This is a genomic window from Mesorhizobium sp. M6A.T.Cr.TU.017.01.1.1, from assembly GCF_004023115.1.
Classification (GTDB): Bacteria; Pseudomonadota; Alphaproteobacteria; order Rhizobiales; family Rhizobiaceae; genus Mesorhizobium; species Mesorhizobium mediterraneum.
Genome location: NZ_RZTA01000097.1, coordinates 1 through 25607, shown reverse-complemented (window position 1 = coordinate 25607; position 25607 = coordinate 1). Strand labels below are relative to the sequence as shown.

General features: G+C 64.0%; 22 protein-coding genes, 1 tRNA gene and 1 pseudogene. 8 read left to right on the top strand and 16 right to left on the bottom strand.

The window, feature by feature from the left end; genetic code table 11:
- Positions 1-202: 202 nt before the first annotated feature.
- The 4 genes from EOB36_RS25310 (at position 203) to EOB36_RS25295 (ending at position 5009) form a co-directional block, all read left to right on the top strand.
- Positions 203-1507, top strand: coding sequence for a Xaa-Pro peptidase family protein (locus tag EOB36_RS25310; protein WP_128285958.1), 1305 nt, complete (start codon positions 203-205; stop codon positions 1505-1507).
- The gene (locus tag EOB36_RS25305) at positions 1508-2188 is read left to right on the top strand and encodes an isochorismatase family protein (protein ID WP_128285957.1); all 681 of its coding nucleotides are present in this window, start codon (positions 1508-1510) and stop codon (positions 2186-2188) included. It begins immediately after the preceding gene.
- Positions 2189-2215: 27 nt separating this feature from the next.
- Positions 2216-3193 (top strand): alpha/beta hydrolase, encoded by a 978-nt coding sequence (locus EOB36_RS25300; protein ID WP_245467883.1) that lies wholly within the window; start codon positions 2216-2218, stop codon positions 3191-3193.
- A 172-nt stretch (positions 3194-3365) separates the two neighbouring features.
- A complete protein-coding gene (locus EOB36_RS25295) occupies positions 3366-5009 on the top strand; it encodes an ABC transporter substrate-binding protein (protein ID WP_128285956.1) in 1644 nt (547 codons plus the stop codon).
- Positions 5010-5149: 140 nt separating this feature from the next.
- On the opposite strand, the pseudogene EOB36_RS25290 reads toward EOB36_RS25295, so the two are convergent.
- The 3 genes and pseudogenes from EOB36_RS25290 to EOB36_RS25280 form a co-directional block, all read right to left on the bottom strand.
- Positions 5150-5717, bottom strand: a pseudogene (locus tag EOB36_RS25290) (pyridoxal-dependent decarboxylase); the annotation flags it as partial.
- Positions 5718-5823: 106 nt separating this feature from the next.
- The gene (locus EOB36_RS25285; RefSeq protein ID WP_206637207.1) at positions 5824-7095 is read right to left on the bottom strand and encodes an aminotransferase class I/II-fold pyridoxal phosphate-dependent enzyme; all 1272 of its coding nucleotides are present in this window, start codon (positions 7093-7095) and stop codon (positions 5824-5826) included.
- Positions 7096-7115: 20 nt separating this feature from the next.
- Positions 7116-8204, bottom strand: coding sequence for a pyridoxal-phosphate dependent enzyme (locus EOB36_RS25280; protein WP_128285955.1), 1089 nt, complete (start codon positions 8202-8204; stop codon positions 7116-7118).
- A gap of 237 nt (positions 8205-8441) precedes the next feature.
- Between EOB36_RS25280 and EOB36_RS25275 the strand changes: the two genes are divergently transcribed.
- The 4 genes from EOB36_RS25275 to EOB36_RS25260 all read left to right on the top strand — a co-directional run bounded on the left by EOB36_RS25275 (position 8442) and on the right by EOB36_RS25260 (position 13807).
- A complete protein-coding gene (locus EOB36_RS25275; RefSeq protein ID WP_164897615.1) occupies positions 8442-10481 on the top strand; it encodes a BTAD domain-containing putative transcriptional regulator in 2040 nt (679 codons plus the stop codon).
- A gap of 281 nt (positions 10482-10762) precedes the next feature.
- Positions 10763-11512 (top strand): GntR family transcriptional regulator, encoded by a 750-nt coding sequence (locus EOB36_RS25270; protein WP_095484752.1) that lies wholly within the window; start codon positions 10763-10765, stop codon positions 11510-11512.
- Positions 11513-11709: 197 nt separating this feature from the next.
- Entirely contained in the window at positions 11710-12945 is a 1236-nt protein-coding gene (locus tag EOB36_RS25265; RefSeq protein ID WP_128285954.1) for a D-amino acid dehydrogenase, read from the top strand.
- A 22-nt stretch (positions 12946-12967) separates the two neighbouring features.
- A complete protein-coding gene (locus tag EOB36_RS25260) occupies positions 12968-13807 on the top strand; it encodes an aspartate/glutamate racemase family protein (RefSeq protein ID WP_245467882.1) in 840 nt (279 codons plus the stop codon).
- A 301-nt stretch (positions 13808-14108) separates the two neighbouring features.
- Here the strand turns inward: EOB36_RS25260 and EOB36_RS25255 are convergent, their stop codons facing one another.
- From EOB36_RS25255 to EOB36_RS25190, 13 genes are all read right to left on the bottom strand, one after another.
- Complete coding sequence (locus EOB36_RS25255) at positions 14109-14348, bottom strand: hypothetical protein (RefSeq protein WP_128285953.1); 240 nt, start codon at positions 14346-14348, stop codon at positions 14109-14111.
- 244 nt (positions 14349-14592) lie between these two features.
- Positions 14593-14811 carry a hypothetical protein gene (locus EOB36_RS25250; protein WP_292504389.1) on the bottom strand — a complete coding sequence of 73 codons (219 nt, stop codon included), beginning with the start codon at positions 14809-14811 and terminating at the stop codon, positions 14593-14595.
- 145 nt (positions 14812-14956) lie between these two features.
- Entirely contained in the window at positions 14957-15649 is a 693-nt protein-coding gene (locus tag EOB36_RS25245) for a L,D-transpeptidase (protein WP_095484749.1), read from the bottom strand.
- Positions 15646-16611, bottom strand: coding sequence for a glycine betaine ABC transporter substrate-binding protein (locus EOB36_RS25240; RefSeq protein WP_128285951.1), 966 nt, complete (start codon positions 16609-16611; stop codon positions 15646-15648). Before EOB36_RS25240 ends, EOB36_RS25245 begins: the two co-directional genes overlap by 4 nt.
- A gap of 358 nt (positions 16612-16969) precedes the next feature.
- A tRNA-Leu gene (locus tag EOB36_RS25235) sits at positions 16970-17054 on the bottom strand.
- 67 nt (positions 17055-17121) lie between these two features.
- Entirely contained in the window at positions 17122-17742 is a 621-nt protein-coding gene (locus EOB36_RS25230; protein WP_095484747.1) for a 2,3-bisphosphoglycerate-dependent phosphoglycerate mutase, read from the bottom strand.
- A 32-nt stretch (positions 17743-17774) separates the two neighbouring features.
- A complete protein-coding gene (gene dapB, locus EOB36_RS25225) occupies positions 17775-18617 on the bottom strand; it encodes a 4-hydroxy-tetrahydrodipicolinate reductase (RefSeq protein WP_095484746.1) in 843 nt (280 codons plus the stop codon).
- Positions 18614-20485 carry an ABC transporter ATP-binding protein gene (locus EOB36_RS25220; RefSeq protein ID WP_128285950.1) on the bottom strand — a complete coding sequence of 624 codons (1872 nt, stop codon included), beginning with the start codon at positions 20483-20485 and terminating at the stop codon, positions 18614-18616. The genes dapB and EOB36_RS25220 overlap by 4 nt, the downstream gene beginning before the upstream one ends.
- Positions 20486-20613: 128 nt before the next feature.
- On the bottom strand, positions 20614-21633 hold the full coding sequence (locus tag EOB36_RS25215) for a glucokinase (protein ID WP_095484744.1): 1020 nt from the start codon (positions 21631-21633) through the stop codon (positions 20614-20616).
- 381 nt (positions 21634-22014) lie between these two features.
- The gene (gene mepA, locus EOB36_RS25205; RefSeq protein ID WP_095484743.1) at positions 22015-23133 is read right to left on the bottom strand and encodes a penicillin-insensitive murein endopeptidase; all 1119 of its coding nucleotides are present in this window, start codon (positions 23131-23133) and stop codon (positions 22015-22017) included.
- Between the two features lie 138 nt (positions 23134-23271).
- A complete protein-coding gene (locus EOB36_RS25200; RefSeq protein WP_095484742.1) occupies positions 23272-24177 on the bottom strand; it encodes an SDR family oxidoreductase in 906 nt (301 codons plus the stop codon).
- Positions 24174-25334, bottom strand: a complete 1161-nt coding sequence (gene queG / locus EOB36_RS25195; RefSeq protein WP_095484741.1) for a tRNA epoxyqueuosine(34) reductase QueG — start codon at positions 25332-25334, stop codon at positions 24174-24176. The genes EOB36_RS25200 and queG overlap by 4 nt, the downstream gene beginning before the upstream one ends.
- The coding region (locus tag EOB36_RS25190) for a glutathione binding-like protein (RefSeq protein ID WP_206637206.1) at positions 25315-25607 on the bottom strand (293 nt) is incomplete at its 5' end. The genes EOB36_RS25190 and queG, both read right to left, overlap by 20 nt.

Below are 25607 nucleotides of genomic sequence, written 5' to 3'. Positions count from 1 at the left end.
CTCCTCCTGCGACGGGCGAAATTCGCGAAAGCGGCGATGACGGCCGATCTCCCCCCTTGAGGGGGAGATGTCCGGCAGGACAGAGGGGGGCGCCGTAGAGCGCTACGGACGACTTCAAGCGGCATCCGGCACAACACCTGCGGGATTCCGCACAGCCTCTGCGCAAGGCATGGCTCATCTTCCCCGTTTCCAGGAGGCACCCATGAGCATTGTCGTTTTCGACCCCGACAGCACCGAGGACGTCGACTTCAAGGACCGTATGCGCCACCCGGCGGCGGCCGATCCGGCCGGCGGCATGTGGCTGTCCGATACCGAGCCGTCCTTCATCGACGCGGATGCACTACGCAAAGGCCGGCTCGCCAAGCTGCGCGCCTGGATGCGCGAGGCCGGCTATGGCGGCGTGGTGCTGTTCGATCCCTATAACCAGCGCTACGCCACCGGCTCGCGCAACATGTTCGGCTATTTCCTGCGCAACTCGACCCGCTACTTCTTCATCCCCACCGAAGGGCCGATCGTGCTGTTCGAATATCCGCAGAGCTACCATGTCTCGATGGTGCTCGACACGATCGACGAGGCGCGTCCTTCCAAGCTGGTGTGGTCCTCGGTGTCGGGCCGCGACGACGAAACAGCGGGTCCCTTCGCCGACGAGATCGCAGAACTGCTCAAGGCGCATGGCGGCGGCTCGATGAAGCTCGGCCTCGACCGCTGCGGCCATCTGCAGGCGCTGGCGCTGGAAAAGCGCGGCTGCGAGGTCAGGGATTGCCAGGGCGAAATCCTCGCCGTGCGGGCGGTCAAGACGCCCGAAGAAGTAAAATGCCTGCAGGTGTCGATGGCCGGCGCCGAGGCCGCCGTCTACGCGGTGCGCGAGGCGATCAAGCCCGGCGTTTCCGAGAACGATCTGTTCGCCATCATGTATCACGAGGTGATCCGTCAAGGCGGCGAGTTCATCGAAACCCGGCTCTTGACCTCCGGCCAGCGCACCAACCCGTGGTTCAACGAGGCGAGCGGCCGCAAGATCAGGCCGGGCGAACTTTTGGCGCTGGATACCGATACGATCGGCTGCTACGGCTATTATTCGGACTTCTCGCGCACCTTCCGCTGCGGGCCGGGCAAGCCGACGGATTATCAGAAATCGCTCTACCGCATGGCCCACGACCAGGTTCAGCACAACATCTCGATCGTGAAACCCGGCATGGCGTTTCGCGAGATTGCTGAAAAGGCTTGGAAGATCCCGGACCGCTTCGTCGACCAGCGCTATACCTCTGTCATGCACGGCGTCGGCATGCATGGCGAGACGCCGTTCATCGCGCACGCCATGGACTACGAGACCTATGGCCGCGACGGTTTTGTCGTGCCCGGCATGGTGGTCAGCGTCGAGAGCTATATCGGCGAGAAAGGCGGACGCGAGGGTGTCAAGCTCGAAGACGAGATACTGATCACCGAGACCGGCACCGAGCTTCTGTCGCGCTTTCCCTATGAGGACGATTTTCTTGACAGGCAGGTTTGAATGAAGAGCCCGATCACGATCGAGCGCGGCACGGCGGCCGCGGTCTTCGTCGACCTCCAGGAGGAGCATCGGCAGGACAAGCGCTATCTGGTCGAAGGTTTTGGCGACATTCTCGCCAACGTCCAGCGCCTGCAGGCCGCAGCGCGGGCCAACGACGTGCTGCTCTACCATTCGGCCTATATCGTCGATCTCACCAGGGAGGCGCGGCGGTTCCATCCGGTCGATGCGAATGGCAGGTCGGCTTTCTCCGACAAGGACGATCCGCTGACGGCGATCTGTCCGGAAGTGGCGCCGGTCGCCGGCGAGATGATGCTGGTCAAGACTGAGGCCAGTGCCTTCGGTGCAGGCCCTGCCGCCGGCCGGCTCAAGGCCGAAGGCATCGAGTGGCTGGTCGTTGCCGGCGTGTGGACCGAGGCCTGCATCGACGCCACCGTCAGGGATGCGGTGTCATCAGGCTTTCGGGTGCTGCTGGTCAAGGATGCCTGCGGCAGCGGCAGCACGGCGATGCACCAGACTGCCATCCTCAACCTTGCCAACCGGCTCTATGGCGGCGCCGTCACCACCACCGACGGCGCCTGCCGCCTGATCGCAGGCGAGACCGTCGATGCATGGCAGGTCGTGGGTTCCGTGCCTTTGCGCTTCACCTACGAAAACGCGGCCCGGCTCTACGACGAGCTCTGACGCTTCCAGCGGATTTGGTGGGATCGGATGGCAATGGTCAGCGACGCCGAAAAGCCCGAGACAGCAAAACGGGGAAAATACGCGACGCTGCTCGACCCGGCGCTGTGGGCCTATATCGACCGGGTCAACGCATGGTATCCACCCGAAATGGATCTGCCGGTCGACAAGCAGCGGGCGGTCTATGACGCGATGTGCCGGGCGTTTCACGCGGGCACTCCCGCAGGCGTCGAAGCCAGCGACAGCGCGGTTGCCGCTGGCGACCATGCGATCCCGATCCGGCGCTACCAACTGGCGGGCAAGGCACCGCAAGCGATGGTCGTTTATTATCACGGCGGCGGCTTCGTGCTTGGCGGGCTCGACAGCCATGACGACATCTGCGCCGAGATCTGCGCCGGCACCGGCTTTACGGTGCTGTCCGCCGACTACCGGCTGGCGCCCGAACATCTGCATCCGGCCGCCTTCGACGATGCGCTGACGGTGTTCGAATGGGCGGCGACGACAAGCGGGCTGCCGGTCGTGCTGTGCGGTGAGAGCGCCGGCGGCAATCTCGCCGCTGGGGTGGCGCATGCGGCACGCCATCATCCTCGCCACGCAATCGGCCAGGTGCTGATCTATCCGGAGCTGGGCGGCGATGAGAGCGCCGGCTCCTATGTCGAGCACGCCGAAGCGCCGCTGCTGACGCTCAGCGACATCGGATTCTATCGCCAGGTCCGCTCCGGCAAGGCACAGTCGCCAGACGACCCGACCTTCGCGCCGCTGCGCGACAGCGACTTCTCCGGCCTGCCGCCGACGGTCGTCGTCACCGCGCAATGCGATCCGCTGTCATCGGACGGCGAGGCCTATCGTGACCGCATCCTCGCCGCCGGCGGCCGCGCCTGGTGGTACGAAGAGCCGCGCCTCGTGCACAGCTTTCTACGCGCCCGCAAAACCGTGCCGCGGGCCGACGAAGCGTTCACCCGCATCGTCGCCGCCATCGCCACGCTCGGCAAGGGCGGCTGGTTGTAGGGAAGCCGCGATGAGGGGGACCTTCCGTCTGCGGAACAGCGCACAACAACTGCGGAAATGCGAACATTTCTTCGCTGAAGCCCGCACTATCATCGCCTATGACCAAAGGCGCCCGGCAACCGCATCCGCCCCCGCGAAGCGGTCGACCGGGCGCCGACAGGGAGGAACGACGATGAAATTCATGCTGACCGACAGAGCATTGCATCCGCAGGCCGAACCCGTCGCCGACGGCTTCAAGAAAGGCGGCATGAATAGACGCGAATATCTCGCCACAATGGCAGCACTGGGCGTCAGCGCCGCCGGCGCGCTGGCGCTGGGCGGCCTTGCGCCCTCCCCGGCCAGGGCGGCCGAGGAGCCGAGGCGCGGCGGCGTCTTGCGCGTCGCCATGAACGTTAAGGGCTGGAAGGATCCGCGCACTTTCGACGGCGTCGAAATGTCCAATGTCGCCCGTCAGTGCAACGAATATCTGGTGCGCTGGAACCGCGATTTCACCTTCGAGCCGTGGCTGCTCGAGAGCTGGGAGACCAGCGACGACGCCCGCGTGCTCACGCTGCACGTCCGCAAGGGCATCACCTGGTCGAATGGCGATACCTTCAACGCCGACGACGTCGTCCACAATCTGACGCGCTGGTGCGATGCCGGCGTCGCCGGCAATTCGGTCGCCGAGCGCATGGGCGCGCTGGTCGACGCAGCCACCAAGAAGCCTGTCGACGGCGGCATCGAGCGTGTCGACGACTTTACCGTTCGGCTCAATCTGCCGAAGCCCGACATATCGCTGATTGCCGGCATGACCGATTATCCGGCGCTGATCATGCATCGCAGCTACGATGGCGACGGCGATCCGCTGAAGGCGCTGGCGATCACCACTGGACCTTGCGAACTGGTGGCATGGAACGCCGAGGTTGGCGCCGAGGTCCGCCGCAAGGATAAGCCATGGTGGAAGGGCGACTTCTATCTCGACGGCATCCAATGGGTCGACTACGGCTCCGATCCCAATGCCATGTTCTCGGCTTTTGAATCGGGCGAGATCGACACCAACCACGAAACCGCCGCCGATACGGTTTCGCAAACCGACGCCATGGATCTAAGCAATTCCGAGCTTGCCACCGGCTCGACCATCGTAGCGCGCTTCAACGTCGGCAATCCGCCCTATGACGACATCAAGGTGCGGCGCGCCGCCCAGCTCGCCGTCGACAACGGCACGATCCTGAAGATCGGCATGGACGACAGGGGCAAGCCGGCCGAGAACCACCATGTCGGCCCGATGCACGCCGAATACGCCGATATCGGCCCGGCCATGCGCAACGTCGACGAAGCCAAGGCGCTGCTTGCCGAGGCCGGCAAGTCCGACCACGAATACGACCTCATCTCCGTCGATGTCGACTGGCAGAAGAACACCGGCGACGCCATCGCCGCGCAGATGCGCGACGCCGGACTGAAGGTCAAACGCACCGTGCTGCCGGCGGCGACGTTCTGGAACGACTGGAGCAAATATCCCTTCTCCTGCACCGAATGGCTCGGCCGGCCGCTGGGCGTCCAGGTGCTGGCTCTTGCCTACAAATCAGGCGCCGCCTGGAACGAGAGCGCCTATGCCAATCCCGAGTTCGACGCCTTGCTCGACAAGGCGCTGGCCACACCCGACGCTGGCGCCCGCAAGGAGATCATGGCCAAGATCGAACAGAATTTGCGCGACTCCGGCATCATCATCCAGCCCTATTGGCGCTCGGTCTATCGGACCTATCGCAAGGGCGTGCATGGCTGTGAGCAGCACCAGTCGCTCGAGCAGCATTTCGAGAAGGTTTGGCTCGAGGCGTGATCGCGGGTCTTCCCTTCTCCCCTTGTGGGGTCCGAAGGACGGGCGAGGCAAGTGACTCGCCCCGGGAGTGGATTGGCGCGCAGCGCCAAGACGGTTGAGGGGTGTTGGACGAAGCGATCGGTGCCAAGCTGGAACACCCCTCATCCGGCCGCTTCGCGTCCACCTTCTCCCACAAGGGGAGAAGGGAGAGCCACGCCGGACCTTGATATCTCACGTCCGAGGCGCACTGTCTCCCGCACCAGCAGGTCGAGATCCTCGCGCCGGGTTACGGTGATTGTTGATCGCCACCCTGAGGCAATGCTGGCCATGCACCGTCGTGTCCGAAAGGGCGGCGATGCCTTCTTCCTGCAGCCTCAGCATGATCTCGATGTTGAGCGCCTTGTGTCGCTCGCCCGACGTCTCGTCGCCGCGGTAGCGAAAACAGACGATGTTGATGCTCGGTGGCGCGACGAGTTCCAGCAGCGGCTCGGCCTCGATCAGCGTGCTGAGATAATGTCCCTGCGCGATGTTTTGGTCGATCAGGCGGCCGAACTTCTCGATGCCGTGCTCCTTCAGCGCCATCCATACCTTCAGCGCCCGGAAACCGCGTGACGTCTGCAGGCCGTAATCATGCAGCCAGTGTCCGGAGGCGAGGCCGCGCGGCGTCGATTCCAGATATTCCGGCGTGACCGCGAAGGTTTTGCGATGCGCTGAAGCATCCCTGACTAGGATCAGGACCTATTAATTTGGCATTCAGCAGTCGATTGCAACGGCCGCCAGCCATCGCTCAAGCGATGGACCAGAAGCCCTTGTGTGAGCTCCTGCTCGCCAGGAGTTAGGCTGCGACTTCCCGGATCGCTCGCGCAAAGACGGGCAAAGAGCGCTCCACCATGCCGTCGTTTGCAGTCAAACTGATCCGCAGACGTCCAGGCAATTGGGCGACGCTGCCGGGCAGCACCCAGACACCGTCAGTTGCGAGGCGTGCCGCGAAGGCCATGTCGTCCGGTATTGGGGAGCGTGGAATGAGATAGAAGGTACCTTCAGGCACCGGCAGGTCGTATCCCGCTGCCCTCAAGCCTTCGACCATGCGATCGCGGCGCCGCGCGAGGGCTGCGACATCTATGCTGAGCTTCTCGAGATCAGGCAGTGCCCGCTGCAGGGTACGGCCGGCGAAAGCCCAACCGTGCGAAACCTGCGCTATGTCGACAGCCTCGCGCAACAGTATGCGATCGGCCTCGGGCATGTCCGCCCCGAGTGCGAGCCAGCCCAGGCGCTCGCCGGGCGCGAGCAAGGTCTTGCCGAAGGAATAGGCGATCAGCGTGTGCGGGTAGCTCTCGGCCGGACTGATATGCGCATGGCCGTCAAACACCAGTCGCGCATAGGGCTCGTCGGCAAGGAGATAAATCACCTTGCCAAATCTTTCGGACGCGGCCGCGAGCTTGTCGGCGAGCGCGTCGAGTTGAGCACGGGGAAAGATGCGGCCGGTCGGGTTGTGCGGCGTGTTGACCACCACCACGCGGGTGCGCGGGGTGATCGCTGCCTCAATCCTTTCGAGATCGAGGTCATAGGTTCCCGGTGCTAGGTCGACGGCGACGGGTGTCCCTGCCGCGCCGCGAATCTGGGCACCATAGGCGAACCAGCCGGGACGCGGATAGATGACCTCCTCTCCCACCTCGAGCACGGCGAGCAACGCAGCCGCTATCGCGCCGAACCCTCCCGCGGTGATCGCAATGTCGTCTGGCTTGTAGTTCCGGCTTCGCGCCTGGCTGAGCGAGCGGGCCACCGTTTCGCGCGCCAGCGCATCGTACTTTTTATAACCGAACCAGTGAACATCCTGTGGCTCGACGTGGCGGATCAATGCATCGACAAATCCACGCAACGGCGTTTCCTGCGGATTGCCGAACATGAAATCGCAGGCATCGGGCCCCAGGCCGTCGCCCTCCAGGACTTTTCGCGCAAAATCCATGACCGTGCGCATTTCCTCGGTGACGGCGAGCATCCGGCTGGACACGGTGGCGATTGGCACGATGCGCTCCCCCTGCTGCAGGCGGCGCATGTCGAGCGTTTCTTCGAAAGCCATGCCGGAGGATTTTGGCGTCGCGTCCATGTTGGTTTCTCCCTCTCCCGCTACTCAGCCGGGAACTGGCAACCCGGCGTCGAGCGCGAAAGCGCTGTCTCCTCCGCGTCCATCTCGGCTTCGATGCCGTCGAACAGCGGCGTCGTCATGTAGCGTTCGCCGGTGTCGGGAAGCATGCACAGGATCACCGAGCCGGGTGCGGCTTTTTCCGCGATCTGGCGTGCCACGGCAAAAGTGGCTCCGCCGGAGATGCCGGTGAAAATCCCTTCCTTTTGCGCCAGCGCCTTGGCCCATTTGATGCCCTCGGGCCCGGGGACAGGCACCACCTCGTCGTAGAGGCTGGCGTCGACCGCCTCCTGCAGCACGTTGGGGATAAAATCCGGGGTCCAGCCCTGGATCGGGTGCGGCTCGAAAGCCGGATGGCTGGCGGCGGGCGCTCCGTCGGCGCCACGCTCCTGTGCCTTGCCGCTGCCGATAAGCTGGGCGTTGGCGGGCTCGGCCAGCACGATTCTGGTCTCCGGACGCTCCCGGCGCAGCACGCGTCCGACACCGACGACGGTGCCGCCGGTTCCGTAACCGGTGACGAAGCAGTCGAGCCGCGCGCCGGTGAAATCGTTGATGATCTCGCGCGCCGTCGTCGCCTCGTGTATGGCGGCATTGGCCTTGGTCTCGAACTGACGGGCCAGGAACCAGCCATTGGCTTCCGCCAGCTCAACCGCCTTCTTGTACATGCCGAAGCCTTTCTGGGCGCGCGGCGTCAGCACCACCTTGGCGCCCAGCATCCGCATCAGCTTGCGGCGCTCGATGGAGAAACTGTCGGCCATGGTCACCACCAGCGGATAGCCCTTCTGCGCGCAGACCATGGCCAGCCCGATGCCGGTGTTGCCGCTGGTCGCCTCGACCACGGTCTGCCCCGGCTTCAAGGCGCCACTGCGCTCGCCCTCCTCAATGATGTTGAGCGCCAGCCGGTCCTTCACCGACGCCGCCGGATTGAAGAACTCGGCCTTCACATAGATCGTCACACCATCGGGGCCGAGATTGTTGATCCTGATCACCGGCGTATCGCCGACGGTGTCGAGAATACTGTCGAACAGGCGGCCGCGGCCGGCCGTGGTCCTGATTTTTTGCTGATACAACATGGCTGTTCTCCTCTTTTTGTTATTGTCACGAGTTGTCGTCACGAGCCGGTTACAAACCGGCGGCTTGGGCGGCGAGGTTTCGAGACCTTACCGCGGTAAGGTGCCTTTGCCGGCAATGCGGCTCGGAAAGCGGCAGTGGCGTCCGGCGCGGAAAATTCGTTGCCGGATGCACTCTATCGCTTTCAGTGATAAAGCAGAGGGCGATAGGCCAGCGTGGGAGCAAGCGTGGAAACGCACGTGGAATCCGCTCGATCGAGCCTGGGCGGCGCAACGGCCGGGCTGTCCGTGCGGCTGCTCGGGCCGCTGACGATCATGCGCGACGGTGCCGTCGTGCAACTGCCGGCATCGCGCAAGCTGCGCGCACTCTTCGCCTATCTGGCGCTAGCGCCGCATGCCGTCGGACGCAGCCGTCTGTGCGAGCTCTTGTGGGACGTGCCGAACGATCCGAGGGGCGAGCTTCGCTGGTGCCTCAGCAAGCTCAGAAGCATTCTCGACGACCCCGCCAGGATCGAGACGTCTGGCGATACGGTCGCGCTTGATCTCAGCGGCAGTCTCGTCGACGCGATCGATATTGCCTCGGCCGCCACTGAAGGACTCGAGACGCTCGATCTGGAGCGGCTGCAGGTCTTGTCCGGCCTGTTCGTCGGCGATTTCCTCGACGGGCTGGAGATCGACCGCAGCCCGCATTTCAACAGCTGGCTGATCGCGCAACGCCGCCGGTTCAGATCATGCCATGCCGCCGTCCTGGAACATCTCGTCAACAATCTCCCGGCAGATGCCGACGAAACCTCTCCGCATCTGGAAAAGTGGGTGGAACTTAATCCGTTCGACGGGCGCGCGCATGCGGCTCTTCTGGCAGGGCTTGCACGGCGCGGCCAGATCGGCGCGTGCGAGGAACATCTCGCTTCCGCGGAGCAGCTGTTTGCTTCGGAGGATCTGGATTTCAGTCCCGTTCGTGAGGCATGGCGGACGCTCCGCAGCGAACGGCCTGCCGCGACGCTCTGGGCGCGACCGGCACTTCTGCCCGCGGCCCCCCAGCCGTCGATTGTGCTTCCCCATCCCGATACTGCTGCATCGCAGAAGGCTTCGCTTGCCGTGATGCCTTTCATCGAGGAAGCCGGCATCGGCAGTGCTCGCGGTGGCCCCTCTCGCGGTGGATTAGCCGACGGCCTCACCCACGACATCATCACCCGTTTGGCCAAGCTCAGGGACTTCTTCGTCATCGCCCGCGGCTCGGTCTTTGCGCTGGCGGAAAAAAACATCGCGCCCGAAGACGCCGGCCGGCGGCTTAACGTCGACTATGTCGCCACCGGCACCGTGCGCAGCCAGGCAGGCCGCGTCGTGGTCTCAGTCGAACTTGTCGAGGTTCGCACGGTCAGGATCGTCTGGGCCGAGACGTTCGAGCGCAAGCCCGACGATATCTTTGCCGTCCTCGACGATATCGGCAACAGCATTGTCTCGTCGATCTCGGCCGAAATCGAGATGGTCGAGCGCAACCGCGCCTTGCTGAAAGCGCCCAACTCGCTGAATGCCTGGGAGGCTTACCATCGCGGCCTCTGGCACATGTATCGCTTCACCCGCACGGAAAACGAACAGGCCCGGCATTTCTTCGGCATGGCCCTGAAGCTCGATCCGACCTTCGCCCGTGCCTATGCCGGCCTGTCCTTCACCCATTGGCAAAACGCCTTTCAGCGCTGGGGAGACCGCGACAGGGAAAGCGCGCTGGCCTTCGAAACCGCCGGCCAAAGTCTTCTGGTCGATGACCACAATCCGGCCGCCCACTGGGCCATGGGCCGGGCCCTGTGGCTGCGCGGCGAGCAGGACGGATCCCTCATCGAGTTGGAGCGGGCCGTCGACCTCAGCCCGAACTTCGCGCTTGGCCACTACGCACTTTCGTTTGTACACTCGCAGTCGGGTGACCCAAAAGCGGCGATCGGTTCATCCGACCATTCGCGCCATCTGAGCCCGTTCGATCCGCTGCTGTTCGGCATGCTGGGGGCCAGGGCGATGGCGCATGTCCGGCTCGGCCAGTTCGACGAGGCTGCCGAATGGGCGCTGAAAGCCGCCGCCCGTCCCAATGCTCATGCCATCATCCTGGCGATCGCCGCCCACTGCCTTGCGCTGGCGGGACGGCTTGACGAAGCGCGAAACTTTTCCGCCGCGCTGCGCAAGACGCTGCCGAACTACTGCGCCGATGATTTTATCGGCACCTTCCGCTTCGAGCCGGACGCCGAGGCCATGTTCCGGCAAGGGGCGAGAAGGATTGGGCTGGGCTGATCCATCCCAGGTCGGGATGGTGCTTGTGAAGCGAATGAGCCCGAGCCATGCCTCCGTCTGACACTACAACCGATCGTGGCCGCGATCCTCGCCCGGCCTTCTCGGTGCGGATAACTGAGTGCACTTTACGACTCAGCTATGTATCTTATCGGAGCTGACCTTCTCGGGAGGCTAATGCATGTTGCCCAAAAGGGGTAATGACATGCATACAAAAAATAAAGCGCGTCGCATGGGCCTCTTCAGACGCGTGCTTCAGCTGCGTGCGGAGGCATGAGGACAGGATGACAACGAACCCCAGGAATGACGTCAATAACGGGGTAAAAGTCCAAACGCGCGCAAAGGAGCGAGAGCGCATCGTCCGCGCTGCCGACAGTGTCGATCGGGTCTACGCGGCGATCAAGGAATTCGCGATCGACTATCGTTTCCGGCCGGGAGAGAAGATCAACGAGGTCGAACTCGCGACTGAACTTGGCGTAAGTCGCACGCCGGTGCGCGCGGCTCTCAACAGATTGCAGCGCGACGGCTTCGTGGCATCCGTTCCGAACAAGGGATTCTATGCCCGCGAACTCACGCCGGAAGCCGTGCGCGATCTCTACGAACTCCGCGCGGCGATCGAGCGGGCCGCATTCGTCCTGGCCTGTGAGCGGGCAACGGACACCGAGATCCAGGCGACGGTCGACGCATGGACCAAGCATAGCAGCCTGAAGGGTGAAGGGTCGTGGGCGAAGGTTGCCGTTGCCGATGAAAGTTTCCACATGGCCCTGACGCAATTGTCGAAGAATGCGCAGATGGTCAATGCGCTCGAGGGCCTATGTTCGCGGATTCGCTTTTTCCGGCGCATCGATCTGGAGTCCATGCCGCGCCGCAGCCACAGCTACCAGGAGCATGAGGCGATCATTGATGCCCTGCGCCGTCGCGATGCCGCGGGCGGGGCAGCCCTGGTCGAAAAGCACATCACGCTGAGTTCGGCGCATGCAATGGAGGTGGCCGCGCGTGGCTTAGCGCGGATCTTTTTCGGCACTACCGCGTAGGAGGACCATCGCGGAGAGCGGGGAAGAGGAACACAGCGAGGCGGACCGAGCGTGAGCGGCGGAACAGCCGATCTCCCCCGCATGGGGCCGCATGGGGGGAGATCGGCAGCTTCGTCGCCTCGCCCATCTCTTCAGGCCTCTTGTGAATTCCAACCAACCTTCTAAAGTGTACTCACTTTGTGATTTCCGGAGGCGTCATGCGCATAGTGGTGCTGGGTGGCGGCGTCGTTGGTGTCACGACAGCCTATCAACTCCAAAGGGACGGTCACGACGTCGCGCTCATTGAACGCAATGCGCAGGTCGCCGCTGAAACGAGTTGGGGCAATGCCGGTATGATCGCGCCAGGCCATTCCTTTGTCTGGTCGTCCCCCAGGGCGCCGATAACCTTGCTGAAATCGCTGGTGCTCCAGGACCAGGCGCTGCGCTTCAAGTTCTCGGCGGATCCGCGGCTCTATACGTGGTCCTGGTTGTTTCTCATGGAATGCACGGCCGCCAAGGCGCGGCGCAACACGCTGCTCAAGCATCGCCTCGCCGCCTACTCGCAGGCAGTGCTGCGCGAGGTCGTTGCCGACGAGCAAATCGACTACGACCGTAACGATCGCGGCATCGTCTATTTCCATCGCAGCCAGCAGGCGCTCGACAATGGTGTCGAGCATATGGAGCTGCTGCAGTCGGACGGACAAGAGATCAAGGTGCTCGACCGAGACGCGATCGTCGCGCTCGATCCGTCTCTGGCGTCCGCCAAGGACAAGATTGCCGGCGGCATCTATTGCCCGACCGACGAGACCGGCGACCCGGCAAAGTTCACCAGGGCCCTCGCCGCCAAGATTATCGCCCGCGGCGGCGCCATCCACACAGGCACGAAGATCACCGGTATCGAAACGACCGGCGACGCTGTCGCGCAGGTGCTCACCGACAAAGAGCCTTTCAGGGGCGATGCCTATGTGCTTGCGCTCGGGAGCCACAGTCCTGTTCTGGCAAGAAAGATCGGCATTCGACTGCCGATCTACCCGATCAAGGGCTATTCGCTGACGATCCCGATCGGCAATCGTCCGCTGCCGCCGACCATCGCCTCCGTCGACGAGCACAATCTGGTTGCCATCTCGCGCTTCGGCGACCGCATCCGCGTCACCGCAACGGCGGAGTTCGCCGGCTACGACACCAGCCATAAGCCCGCCGATTTCGCCTTCATGAAAGGGGTTGCCGAGGACCTCTACCCCGAGGGCGCCGACTACCATCGCGCGGAAATGTGGGCGGGTCTGAGGCCGATGACGCCGAACAATCTTCCCGCCTTCGGACGGCAACGCTTGCGCAACCTCTTCCTCAACACGGGGCATGGCCACATCGGCTGGACCATGTCGCACGGGTCGGCCCGGATCACCGCCGATCTGATCGCCGGCCGGACGCCGGCCATTCCAATGGATGGTCTTTGAACCGACTTTGAAAGGGAACGCCATGTCTTTCGACAACGCTATGTCTCTCAACAACGTCATGTCTGCCAACGTCGCCGCCACGCGCCTTGCGTCTTCCGGGCCGATTGACCTCGGCGTGCTGCCATCGGAACTCGACGGCGGTCTGGCGTCACGCGCGGCGATCGGCCTTGTGGTGCTGGCCACGGATCAGACCCTGGAGCATGAATTCCGCGCGCTCGTGCGCCAGTCCGGTGTCGCCTTCTACGAATCCCGCGTCTTCAGCGACAACGACATAACCACCGACACCTTGCGCGCCATCGGTCCCAGGATCGCGCCGGCCGTCGACCTCATCTTGCCGAGCATTCCCCTGGACGTCGTTGCCTTCGGCTGTACCTCGGCGACGATGACGCTCGGCGAAGAGGCGGTTTTCGCGGAGATCAGGAAGGCACGGCCAAATGTCGCCTGCACCACACCCGTCACCGCCGCGCTCGCGGCGTTCAAGGCTCTCGACGTCAAAGGCATCGGCCTGCTGACGCCCTACGCGCCGCAGATCAATGAAAACCTCGTTGCCTATTTCAGCGGGCGCGGCGTCGACATATCAGCCGTCGCGACCTTCGACCGGCGCGACGATCGCGACGCCGCCCGCATCTCGGTCACATCGATCGAAGCCGCGGCCGAGCGGATGGCTGCCACGCCGGGGGTGGATGCGGTCTTCGTATCATGCACCAGCCTGCGCATCGCCGAAGCGGCCGCCGGGCTCGAGCAGCGCATTGGCGTGCCGGTCACGTCCAGCAACCACGCCATGGCCTGGCATTGTCTGCGGCTTGCCGGGATCAATGACGTCGTGCCCGCCGGAAGGCTTTTTGGATTGCCGAGCAACTGACTGGCGATCGCGGCGCACTGCCTTGCGCTGGCGGGACGGCTTGACCAGGCACGAAATTTTCCGCTGTTCTTCGCAAGACGCTGCCGAATGACTACGCCGACGATTTTATCTGCGCCTTCCGCTTCGAGCCAGACGCCGAGGCCATGTTCCGGCAAGGCGCCAAGCGCATCGGACTGGGCTGATCCAACCCAGGTCGGACCTGCTTCAACCGGTCAAGACCGCGATCCCTAACCGGCCGACAACCGAACAAAGCCGGGAAATCGGCCAAGAAGATCGGCCAGGAAAGCCGCGTTCGTTGCAGCTATATGCCGAGCATCGTCTTGGCTTGGTTGAGCGCAGCCTCTGATCCTGCATGATCGCCGGCGGCGTGCAATGTCTCGCCTTGGGCGCGCAGTTCCTTGACTTTGGTCTTATCGGCCTCGGAGAGGGTGGCGGTCGGCAACGCCGCGTCGATCGCGGCCATGATGGTCGGGCATGAGTTTGCAAAGGCTGTCGCAGGAACGACCGCCAGGAAAACCGCAAGCGAAATTGATCGTAACATGGACGTTTCTCCCTCGCCGGAACACGCCACGTCGACGACCGGCATAGGAATGGTACAGCTAATGCCCGAACGTGCCAATCACGATGATGCCGCTGGGTTGAGGCAAGCTGCGGTCGGCCGGGCTTTTTCTTGGGGTTCTAAACCTTTCACCACGGCTGGTCGCCACCGACATCGTCATGTCCGAAGTCGACGCCAGGTTCGCGGCAATCGTCAGATCGTCGCAAAATTCCTCGACCAGAGCGGATCAGGTGGGCACAACGGATTTGACATTGCCTTCGGTATCCACCAGGCAGCTTGTCTTCTTGCCGCCGGCATCGAGCTCGACCTGATAGGTTTGGGGATCGATCTTGCTCGACGAAACCGGAAGTATCTTCGTGCTGTCGACGCCGCTCGCCTTGGCGGCCGCGTCGGCGCAAAGAAGCTGAAGGTCCGCCGGGGCCGTCTCGACCTTGGTCCTGGACATCTGTTCCTGGGGAGGCGGCGGCGGGGCGCTGACGCAAGCGCTCAGTGTTCCCACCAAAAATCCAATTGTTGTTGCCCGGATCGACGTTCTCACTGCATGTTTTGCCGACATTGCTTGGTCCCTCCCCGAATGCCGCTTCCCGGCCTTACACACCCTTGTAAAGTGCCGCCCCCTGCATGAGAACGATGACCTTGGCTCCAACCTTGACGCGGGATGCGAGATCGGTGATGTCGTCGTTCCTCATCCGGATGCACCCTGATGACACGTCGAGCCCGATCGTCCAGGGCTCCGGCGTGCCGTGTATCCGGTAGATCGTGTCCTGGTCGCGCTCATACAGATAGAGCGCCCTGGCGCCGAGCGGGTTGTCCGGCCCTCCCGGCATGCCTCCCGCATGTTTGACCGCATTCGGATCACGAGCGATCATTTCGGCCGGGGGCGTCCAGGTCGGCCATTCCGCCATGCGGCCGACGCGCACGATTCCGGCCCATCCAAATCCCTCCCGGCCGACGCCGATACCGTAGCGCATGGCCCGCTGACCGGGCTGCACAAGATAGAGAAAATGCTGGTTGCCATCGATGATGATCGTGCCGGGCACTTCCGCGGTGCGGAACTTGACCATCTGCGGCCGAAACGCCTCCGGCACTTCATTGTGCGCGGCATAGTATTTGCGTGCCTTGGTGCGGTCGTAGTCCACCCATTTGCGGGTTTTCGGATCGAAAACCTGTGTTCCCGCAGCCAGCGCCGCCACTGCGACAAGACCGAACGCTGCCGCGACAATTGCGGTCAGGGAGCGCCGTTGGAGAATGGCGCGTCCCGCGATCATCAGCTTGCCGTTCATGGATTTGCCCACCCGTTCACCCGAGCGCCCTGTGCAGCAACCCATTGTTTGGCGTACTCGTAAGGATCCTGACGCTCCACTTGGAGCGCATAACTCATCTTCGCGGCGTCCTCGGGCTTGAGCGCGACCCGTTCCAGGAACTCGACCACCTTCGGATATTTTTTGCGCAGTGAGGTGGCGTAAGCGATATGGAAATGTGCGGTATCCCATGACACTGGCGCGCTGGACTTCGAGACCCAGAGCGGGTCCTCGGAAGGCAGCACGATCTTCCACTTTGCCGGGTCAAAAGGCGGCTCGGTAAGCCGGACAATGTCGTGCAGCTCAAACACGTGATGCGGCGCGTAGCAGGCAAACACCATCGGATGAGCCGTGGCGACCGCGGCATCGACGGCCGCCATTCCGACATCCTCCGGCGTCTCCAGCAAAGTCATTGTCTTGGCGTAGCCATAGCTGTTGGCGCGGACACGCTCGATAGCTGTCGAGGACCAACCCTCAGCGCCAATCCACAGTTCCCCATGTCCGTCCCGATCCGTGTCCAACGCGGCAGTTTTGCGCGGGTCGGTGAGGTCCGAAATGTCGCGAATGCCAAATTTGTCGGCGGTTTCGCGGGTTGCGCATATGCCTTGCCATGCCGGCACACCGATGGGACTGATGGCAACCGTGCCGGCATCGTCCACATACTTCTTCACCAGATTGTCGAGGTTGGGCAGCCACATTTCGGGATGAATATCCACCTCGCCCGAATCGAGGCCGGCAAAGGCGATAAGCGTCCCCATCTCGCGCACATCGGCATCGAGCCCGAAATTTTCCTTCAGACTGACCTTGAGAATGTTTGCCGTCGCCTGGCCCGACGGCCAGTTCGGCATTGCAATGACGAGATCAGCCGCTTGGGCCGGGACCGCCAGCATCGTCAATGCCGCCAGCGACATTTTCCGCAGGCACTGCCGAAATCGGTCGTGCATTTCTTCCCCCTCGCTTCGGCGCTGAAATGAACCGGGACGGGAACAATCTGTCACGGCAAGCACCGAGTTGTGACAGCAGCCCCATCTGCCGACGGCAACTGCTGAAGGTGCGGCAGCGCATTCGCCAAAGGGAGCGCCGTCACGTGCCGCTCCTGCACGCTACTCGATGACATACCGTATGGGAAGATGCTTACAACCGGGGGTCGCGCGCCAACTTTCAAGTTGTCCGCGGGCACACGCCTTACGAACTGTAGGGCGTGCTAGGACACCTTGTTGGGTGAGGTCATTCGCAAGGTCATGTGCAGCCGACGGCCCGGAAACCGCAGTTTCCGGGAAATCAAGAACTTACAAAGGGATTTGGTGCCCAGAAGAGGACTCGAACCTCCACTCCTTGCGGAACACGGACCTGAACCGTGCGCGTCTACCAATTCCGCCATCTGGGCTGGTGCGGGCTCTTTAGGCGGGCAAACGGTGAGTGTCAACGCGCTTTTTTGAAACGCACTCGCCGGCTCAGTTCTCCAGCACTTCCTTGGATGCCACGGTCGAATCGGCGTTGAGCTTGTAGATGACCGGCACGCCGGTGCCGAGCTCCAGTTTGACGATCTCCTCGCCCGACTTGCCGTCCAGCGCCATGATCAGCGCACGCAGCGAATTGCCGTGCGCCGCCACCAGCACGGTGCCGCCGCGCAGCACATGCGGCTGCAGGTCGTGCAGATAATAGGGCCAGACGCGCGCGCCGGTGTCCTTCAGGCTTTCGCCGCCGGGCGGCGGCACGTCGTAGGAGCGGCGCCAGACATGCACCTGCTCCTCGCCCCATTTCTTGCGCGCATCGTCCTTGTTGAGGCCGGAGAGGTCGCCATAGTCGCGCTCGTTCAGCGCCTGGTCGCGGATGGTCTCGAGATCGCTCTGGCCGACCGCGTCGAGAATGTGCTGGCAGGTCTTCTGCGCCCTGATCAGCGACGACGTGAAGGCGATGTCGAATTTCAGGCCGCGCGCCTTCAGCTTGGCGCCCGCCTCCTTGGCCTCGGCGTGGCCCAGCTCGGTCAGGTCAACGTCGCGCCAGCCGGTGAAGAGGTTCTTCAGGTTCCATTCGCTCTGGCCATGGCGCACGAGCACGAGAGTTCCCGACATTTTTGCTCCTTCAGTTTGTGGATCAGATCGTCTCAGGCGAGTCCGAGCACGTCCCGCATCGAATACAGTCCCGGCTTCCTGCCGCGCGCCCACAGTGCGGCCTTGACCGCGCCGCGAGCGAAGATCGCCCGGTCCTCGGCGTGATGGGCGAGCGTGATGCGCTCGCCGGTGCCGGCCAGCACCACGGAGTGGTCGCCGACCACCGAGCCGCCGCGCAGCGTGGCAAAACCGATCGAGCCGGTCTTTCGCACGCCGGTGTGGCCGTCGCGCGACCGCACGCTGTTCCCGTCAAGATCGATGCCGCGCCCGACGGCAGCGGCTTCGCCGAGCAGCAGCGCCGTGCCCGACGGCGCGTCGACCTTGTGCCGGTGATGCATTTCCAGGATCTCGATGTCGAAATCATCGGCGTCGAGCGCGCGCGCCGCCTGCTCGACCAGCACCGCCAGCAGATTGACGCCGAGGCTCATATTGCCTGACTTGACCACCGTCGCGTGGCGCGCCGCCGCCTTTATCTTGGCATTGTCGTCCGCGGAGCAGCCGGTGGTGCCGATGACATGGACGATGCGCGCCTGCGCCGCGTAGCCGGCGAATTCGACCGTCGCTGCCGGGCTCGTGAAATCGAGCACGCCGTCGGCCTTGGCGAAGGCCGGCAGCGGGTCGTCGCCGATCGCCACGCCGATATTGCCGATGCCGGCAAGCTCGCCGGCATCCTTGCCGAGATGTGGCGAGCCGGCCCGCTCGATCGCGCCGGCGACGCGTGCGCCCGGTATCGTGTGAATGGCGCGGATCAGCGCCTGGCCCATCCGGCCGGCCGCGCCGACCACCACCAGGCCCATTTCATTGACGGGGGGATCGTTTGTGGCCGCACCGCTCATAAAGTTCTCCCGACCGCCTTTTTCGCGCGGCGCACCGAAGTTTGGATTGGCTTGCCGTCGTCGACAAGCCCCAGCCCCTTGTTGCCCTGCACCCGGTGAAAGCGGGCATAGACGCTGTGCGGGTCGGCCATCAGCGAGGCATGCGTGCCTTGCTCGACCAGCCGCCCCTGTTCCATGACGACGATGTGGTCGGCATTGACCACGGTCGACAGCCGATGCGCGATGACGATGGTCGTGCGCCCTTCCGTCACCTGGGTCAGCGCCTGCTGGACGCGCGCTTCCGCCTCGTTGTCGAGCGCCGAGGTCGCCTCGTCGAGCAGCAGGATCGGCGCCTGCCGCACGATGGCGCGGGCGATCGACAGACGCTGGCGCTGGCCGCCCGACAGCGTCACGCCGCCTTCACCGACAGGGGTGTCATAGCCTTGCGGCTGCTGGCGGATGAAGCCGTCGGCCTCGGCTTGCTGCGCGGCCAGTTCGATCTCGGCGTCGCTGGCGGCGAGCCGCCCGTAGCGGATGTTGTCGCGAATGGTGCCTTCGAACAGATAGGGCTGCTGCGAGACATAGGCGATGGAGCTGCGCAGCGACTGCTTGGTCATCTCTAAAATGTCCTGGCCGTCGACCTCGATGCTACCCGCTTCGACATCATGGAAGCGCTGCAGCAGCGCCACCAGCGTCGACTTGCCGGCGCCCGAGGCGCCGACGATGGCCGTCATCTTGCCGGCAGCGGCGACGAAGCTGAGCTCCTGCAGCACCGGCGCGTCGGCGACATAGCCGAACGACACATTGTTGAAGCGCACCTCGCCCCTGGTGATCTTCGCTTCGACCGCTCCGGGCGCGTCGCCCTGTTGCGGCTCGAGGTCGAGCAGCTCGTAGATCATGCGCGCATTGACCAGCGCCCGTTCCATGCCGACCTGCATGCGCGCCAGCCGCCGGGCCGGGTCGTAGGCGAGCATCAGTGCCGTGATGAAGGAAAAGACCGCGCCAGGCGGCTGGCCGCTGACGGCTGCCCGGTAGCCGGAATAGGCGATGACGCCGGCGACGGCGAAGCCGGCCAGCATGTCCGAGATCGGCGTCAACCGTTCCGACACGCGCGCGATGCGGTTTGCCCGCTGCTCGGCGCCGGTGACAAGATCGCTGATGCGACGCGACAGCTCGTCTTCCAGCGTGAACGCCTTGACGATGGCGATGCCTTGCGTTGCTTCCTGCATGGCGCCGATCAGCCGCGAGTTGATCTGCACCGCTTCGCGCGTGGCGCGTCGTATTCTGCGGGTCAGGTAGACGACCGTGTAGATCAGCGGCGGCCCGACCAGCAGCGACATCAGGGACAGCATCGGATCCTGCCAGATCATGACGCCGATCAGCGCGACCAGCGATACGGCGTCGCGTGCCAATGACGTCAGCGTCATCGAGAGCAGGTCGCGGATGCCGTTGACGTTCTCGTTGATCTGGGCGGCCAGCCGCCCCGAGCGCGTGTCGTTGAAGAAACCGACGCCGAGCTTCATCAGATGAGCGAAGATGCGGCGCTGGTAGCGCGCCACCAGATTGTTGCCGATCCTGGCCAGCGTCACCGCCTGGCCGTAAGTGGCCAGCCCGCGCAGCATGAATGCGCCCAGGATCAACAAGCAGATCAGCGCGATGAGATCGCCGCGCTGTTCGTAGAATATCTGGTCGACGACGTCCTTCATGATCCAGGCGGTGAAGGCAGTCGTAGCCGCAACTATCACCAGGCACAGAACGGCCAGAGCATAATACCAGCGGTACTCGTGGCTGTTCTCGGCGATGATGCGGCGGACCACCGCCACGATCTCGCCGGGCCGGGCTTTGGCTTGGTGCCGGGCTTCCGCTTGATGTTTGGGCGACTGGTTCAAAGTCGGGATCGTTCCGTGATGTCGGTTCGGCCTCGCGGCCGGGCTAATTCGGCAATCCTCTTAGCGCCCCGGTGGCGGCTTGCCTATGGCCGAGGTAGGCAAAACTTCGCCGCGGCTCAGGGCGTCACTTAAGCCCGCCAGCGTCGCCCCGCCGTCTGGACGCCGAACAGCGACGGGTTTCTGGCATAGGCGGCAAGACCGGAAAGCGCTGCCAGCGGATGGGTGATCACATAGACGGGCATGGTGCGCATCATCTCGCTATGCGGCGCCTTGTCCTCGAAGGCGGCGCGGAACTCGCCCGTTTTCAGCGCCGGCAGGATTTTCTGGGCGATGCCGCCGGTCAGGAAGACGCCGCCGCGGCTCATGAACACCAGCGCAAGGTCGCCGGCTGTGCGCCCCAGGCAGGTGACGAACATCGACAGCGCTTCCTCGGCCACCGGATCTGACTTCGCCAGTGCCGCCGCGGTGACCTCGGCCGGCGTGGTGAAGGGCGCCGGCTTGCCGTCCGCCTTGGCCACCGCCCGGTAGGCATTGACCAGGCCGCGTCCGGACAGGATCTGTTCGCCGGAGATTCTGCCCTCGAGCTTCTCGATATGCGGAAAGACCTGGAAATCGCGCGGCGAGCGCGGCCCGATATCCATGTGCCCTCCCTCACCGGGCACCGGAATCCAATGGTTCAGCGCGTGGACCAGGCCGGCGACGCCAAGCCCGGTTCCGGGACCGAGCACCACCCGTCCGGCATTGGGCTCCGGCGCATCGCCGCCGATCTTTTCCATATGCTCTTCGCCAAGCGCCACGACAGCCAGCGCCTGCGCCTCGAAATCATTGAGCACCACGACGTCGCTGAGGCCGAGGCTGGCAAACATCTTTCTCGGCTTGACGATCCACGGGCAATTGGTGAGCGGGATCTCGTCGCTGTCGACCGGGCCGGCCACCGCCAGCACGGCGGAGTTGGGCCGGACCGGCGAGCGGTCGAGCACCGCTGCCTGGATCGCGTCGTCGATGGTGTTGAAGTTGGCCGTCTGGACGATCTGCGGCTCGGTTGGTTCCGAGTTCGCGTCGAGCACGATCGAAAAGCGCGCATTGGTGCCGCCTATGTCGCCGATCAGGACCGGAAACTGCAGCGCTGTGTCGTCGTCGCCTGGCATGCTCTTGTCCGTCCCGGTTCCCAGTGGCGTTCCGCTGTTCTTTCGTTGACTAGCGCATGACCTGGAAAAGGGAAAGTCGCTTCAGAGTCAGTTCCGGAGCAATCACCTCAGGTCCGAATTTCGTGCTAGCCCTATTCAGCGTTGGCGCTGCACCTCACCTGCCTGCCGGCATCCTCTCCCCGTATAGTGACGGGGAAAGGGGGCGCTTTCATCGATGGTTCCGCTAATCTCCAACTCTGCAAGAACGGCGCCAAGGCCGCGGCCAGCCCTTTCTCCCGTCACTATACGGGGAGAAATGCCCGGCAGGGCAATGAGGGGCGGCGCCGACCCAACAGTTGGTCGTCTCCAACATCAGTGGAAGCCGAGGCGATTATCCTGGCATCAGTTCCCCGGCCGCGGTCGCGGCAATGGAATGCCGATCTCGGGTGTAGCCGCGAAGGCGTTGATCGAGGCCGGAAGCGCTGCCGCGCCGCTTGCGGATGCCCGCGCCGGCGCCGGGGCCACCGTGAGAGTGGGTGCAGCCGCGACCGGCACGCCGTCGCCATAAAAGGTGACCGCCTCCGCCGAAGCCGGATCGGGCCCGTCGAGCACCGCCTGGCATGCCGCGGGCAGGCTCGCCATCGTCATCACGTCGCGCGCTTTCGGCCTGTCCGGGTTTTTGTTGGGGCGCCACGGTTCCTCGGTGAACCACCATGCCAGAGACTGGTCGCAGCCGTCGCCGGGCGCCGTGTTTTCCTGTGCTTTGCAATTGGGCGAGCCGGGCTGGCAGCCGATGCGGATGTGGAAGTGATAGTCGTGGCCCCAGAACGGCCTGACCTTGCGCAGCCATGCGCGGTCGCCTTTCACCGTGTCGCAGAGCTTCTTCTTGATGCCGGGATTGACCAGGATGCGCTCGACTTCCGCGTAGCTTGCCGCGCGCTTTAGGAGCCGCATATGCGCCGGCACCCAGAGCGCATCCTTCACCAGATGGGTCTTTTCATCGACAAGCAAGGTGGCGCTCATATTTTCGCGCTGGTCGATCGAAAGCTTGCGGTCGGGCATCGGCGTCAGCCAGATGTCGGCGTCGAGGCCGATCTGGTGCGAGGCATGGCCGGTCAGCATCGGGCCGCCGCGCGGCTGCGAAATGTCGCCGACCAGCAGGCCGGGCCAACCGTCGGCCGCGGCGTCGCGCGACAGTTTCTCGATCAGCGCGATCATCGTCGGATGGCCCCAGCGACGGTTGCGCGAAGGCCGCATCACCTCCCATTTCGGGCCGTCCATGGGGATGGCGACGCCGCCGGCAAAGCAGCCCTTGGAATAAAAGCCGATCGATTGCGGCGCAGCCACGGCCGGCAGCTTTTTGGCGCCGAACAGGTCTTTCGCCAGGCCTTCGGCGGCGGCAGGTCGCGCCGCAAGCCCCGCCAGGGCGAGGACGGCGAGCGCTGCTAATGCATGTCGCCCAAAGCATGCCCTCGGGCTTGAACCGAGGGTGCGCAGCGGCTTTGGGACAACGACAGGCATAAACAGAGATCTAAAGCGCGTCGCGACGCGCTTTAGCAGCAATGCTCTGCCGGGCAATGATTGCTTCAACGGTTTCATGAAGCAGAACCCCTCTGCGAATTTAAGTCGAATCATATCATGCCCGGCGCGAGGTTTCGATCACGACCGCTTCATCGGGCTGCGCGCCTCGCCGTCGTGCCATCTGCCGTCAGACCACATTTGGTCGAAGGCCGAGCGGTAGTCGGGAAAGCGAAAGCGATAGCCGGCAGCCTTGATCGCCGCGTTGGCGACACGCTTGTTCTCGCCATAGAAGGATCGCGCCATGGGCGAAAGCTGGGCGGTCTCGAACGGAATTTCGGGCGGCGGTGTGACGCCCATCAGCCCGGCGGCATAGGCGACGACGTCCTGCGGCGGCGCCGGCAGGTCGTCGGTGACGTTGAAGATGCCGCCGCGATTGTCTCCGATTAGATGCCAAAGCGCCCCGGCAATGTCGTCGCAATGGATGCGGTTGAACACCTGGCCCGGCTTGACCAGCCGCCGCGCGGTGCCGTTTTCCAGATTGACCAGGGCATTGCGGCCCGGCCCGTAAATGCCGGAAAGCCGCAGGATCGCCACCGGCCGGCCGATGTCCCGACCCAGTCTCAGCCAGTCCCGCTCGGCGGTGACACGCATCATCGAGCGCTTCGACACCGGCCGGCATTCGGCGGTCTCGTCCACCCAGCCGCCGCCATGGTCGCCATAGACGCCGACGGTGGAGAGATAGGCGATCCATTTCAGCGCCGGCATCTCCGTCCTAATTGTCTCGCGCGCCGCATTCAACACCGGGTCGCCGGCCTCTTCCGGCGCCACCGAGACGACGAGATGGGTTGTTTTCTCGAGCGCGTCACGGATTTCGGGCGTCAGCGCGCCATCGAAAAGCAGCGGCTGGATCCCGGCTTGCCGCAACGCTTCGAATTTCTCCGGCGCGCGTGTCGTGCCAAGGATCGTGCCGGCATCCTTGTTGGCTCGGGCAAATGCCTTGCCCGAATAGCCGGCCCCGAAAACAAAGATATGCTTCTCGCTCATGCATGCGCCTCGATTTGATTTGCCAGCGCCAGGCGCCATTCGCGTTGCACGGCGTCGTCGCTTTCTGCTTTGACCGCAGCGGTGGCGCGTCTGGCAAATTCAGTTTCAGGCACAAGCCGTGACAGCGCCCATACCGCCGCCCCACGCACCAGGGGCGAGGCATCGCCGAGCAGCGCGCGCACGGCGTTGCCGAGCGAGGAATCGCCGGAATTGCCGGCGGCGATCAGCACATTGCGGACAAAGCGGTCGCGACCGATGCGCTTGATCGGCGAACCGGTGAACAAGGACCGGAAAGCCGCGTCGTCGAGCGCCAAGAGATCGGCGAGCGGCGGCTCGCGCAAGTCCGCGCGGGCGGCGAGCTTTGCCTCCGACGCAGTCTGGGCAAACTTGTTCCACGGGCAGGCGGCCAGGCAGTCGTCGCAGCCATAGATGCGGTTACCGATTTTTTCCCGGAACTCGTGCGGGATCGGCCCCTTGCTCTCGATGGTGAGATAGGAGATGCAGCGTCGCGCATCGAGCCGGTAGGGAGCCGGAAAGGCGTCGGTAGGGCAAACGTCGAGGCAGGCGCGGCAGGAGCCGCAATGGTCGTCCTCGGGCGTATCGGGCGCAAGCTCGGCCGTCGTGAAGATGGTGCCGAGGAACAGCCAGGAGCCGTGCGCGCGGCTGACCAGATTGGTGTGCTTGCCTTGCCAGCCGAGGCCGGCGGCTTCTGCCAGCGGCTTTTCCATAACCGGGGCGGTATCGACGAACACTTTTACATCGCCACCGGCGCGCGCCACGATCTTGCCGGCAATCTCTTTCAGCCGGCCCTTCATCACGTCGTGGTAATCGCGGTTCTGCGCATAGACCGAGATCGCGCCGCGGTCGCGCTTCACCAGGACCGCGCGTGGGTCGTGGTCGGGGCCATAGTTCATGGCGAGCACAATGATGGAGCGAACTTCGGGCCAAAGTGCTGTCGGCTCGCTGCGGCGTTCGAGCGTCTCGGCGATCCAGCCCATCGAACCGTGAAAACCGTCGGCGACGAATTCGGCGAGCCGGGCCGGCGCCTGCGGAATGGCATCGGGCGTGGTGACGGCAACGGCATCGAAACCGGCGCGCCGTGCCTCGCGGTCGATCAGCGCGCGCAGGTTTTCCGCTTTAGAAATCGAGGTCCGCATAATGTGACACCGGCGATAGGCCGCGCACCCGGTCGGACAAAAGCGGCCGGAACGATGGCCGCGATTTCACCCGTGCATACCATTCGCGCGCGGCAGCGTGTTCGCGCCAGTCGATCTCGCCGAGATAGTCGAGCACAGACAGCGCAGCTGCAGCCGCGAGATCGGCATAGGTGACCTTGTTGCCGGCCAGCCATTGGCGGGTGCCGGCCAGCCAGTTGGTGTATTTCATGTGCTGGCGGATGTTGGCGCGCGCGGCACGCAGCGCTGCCGGAC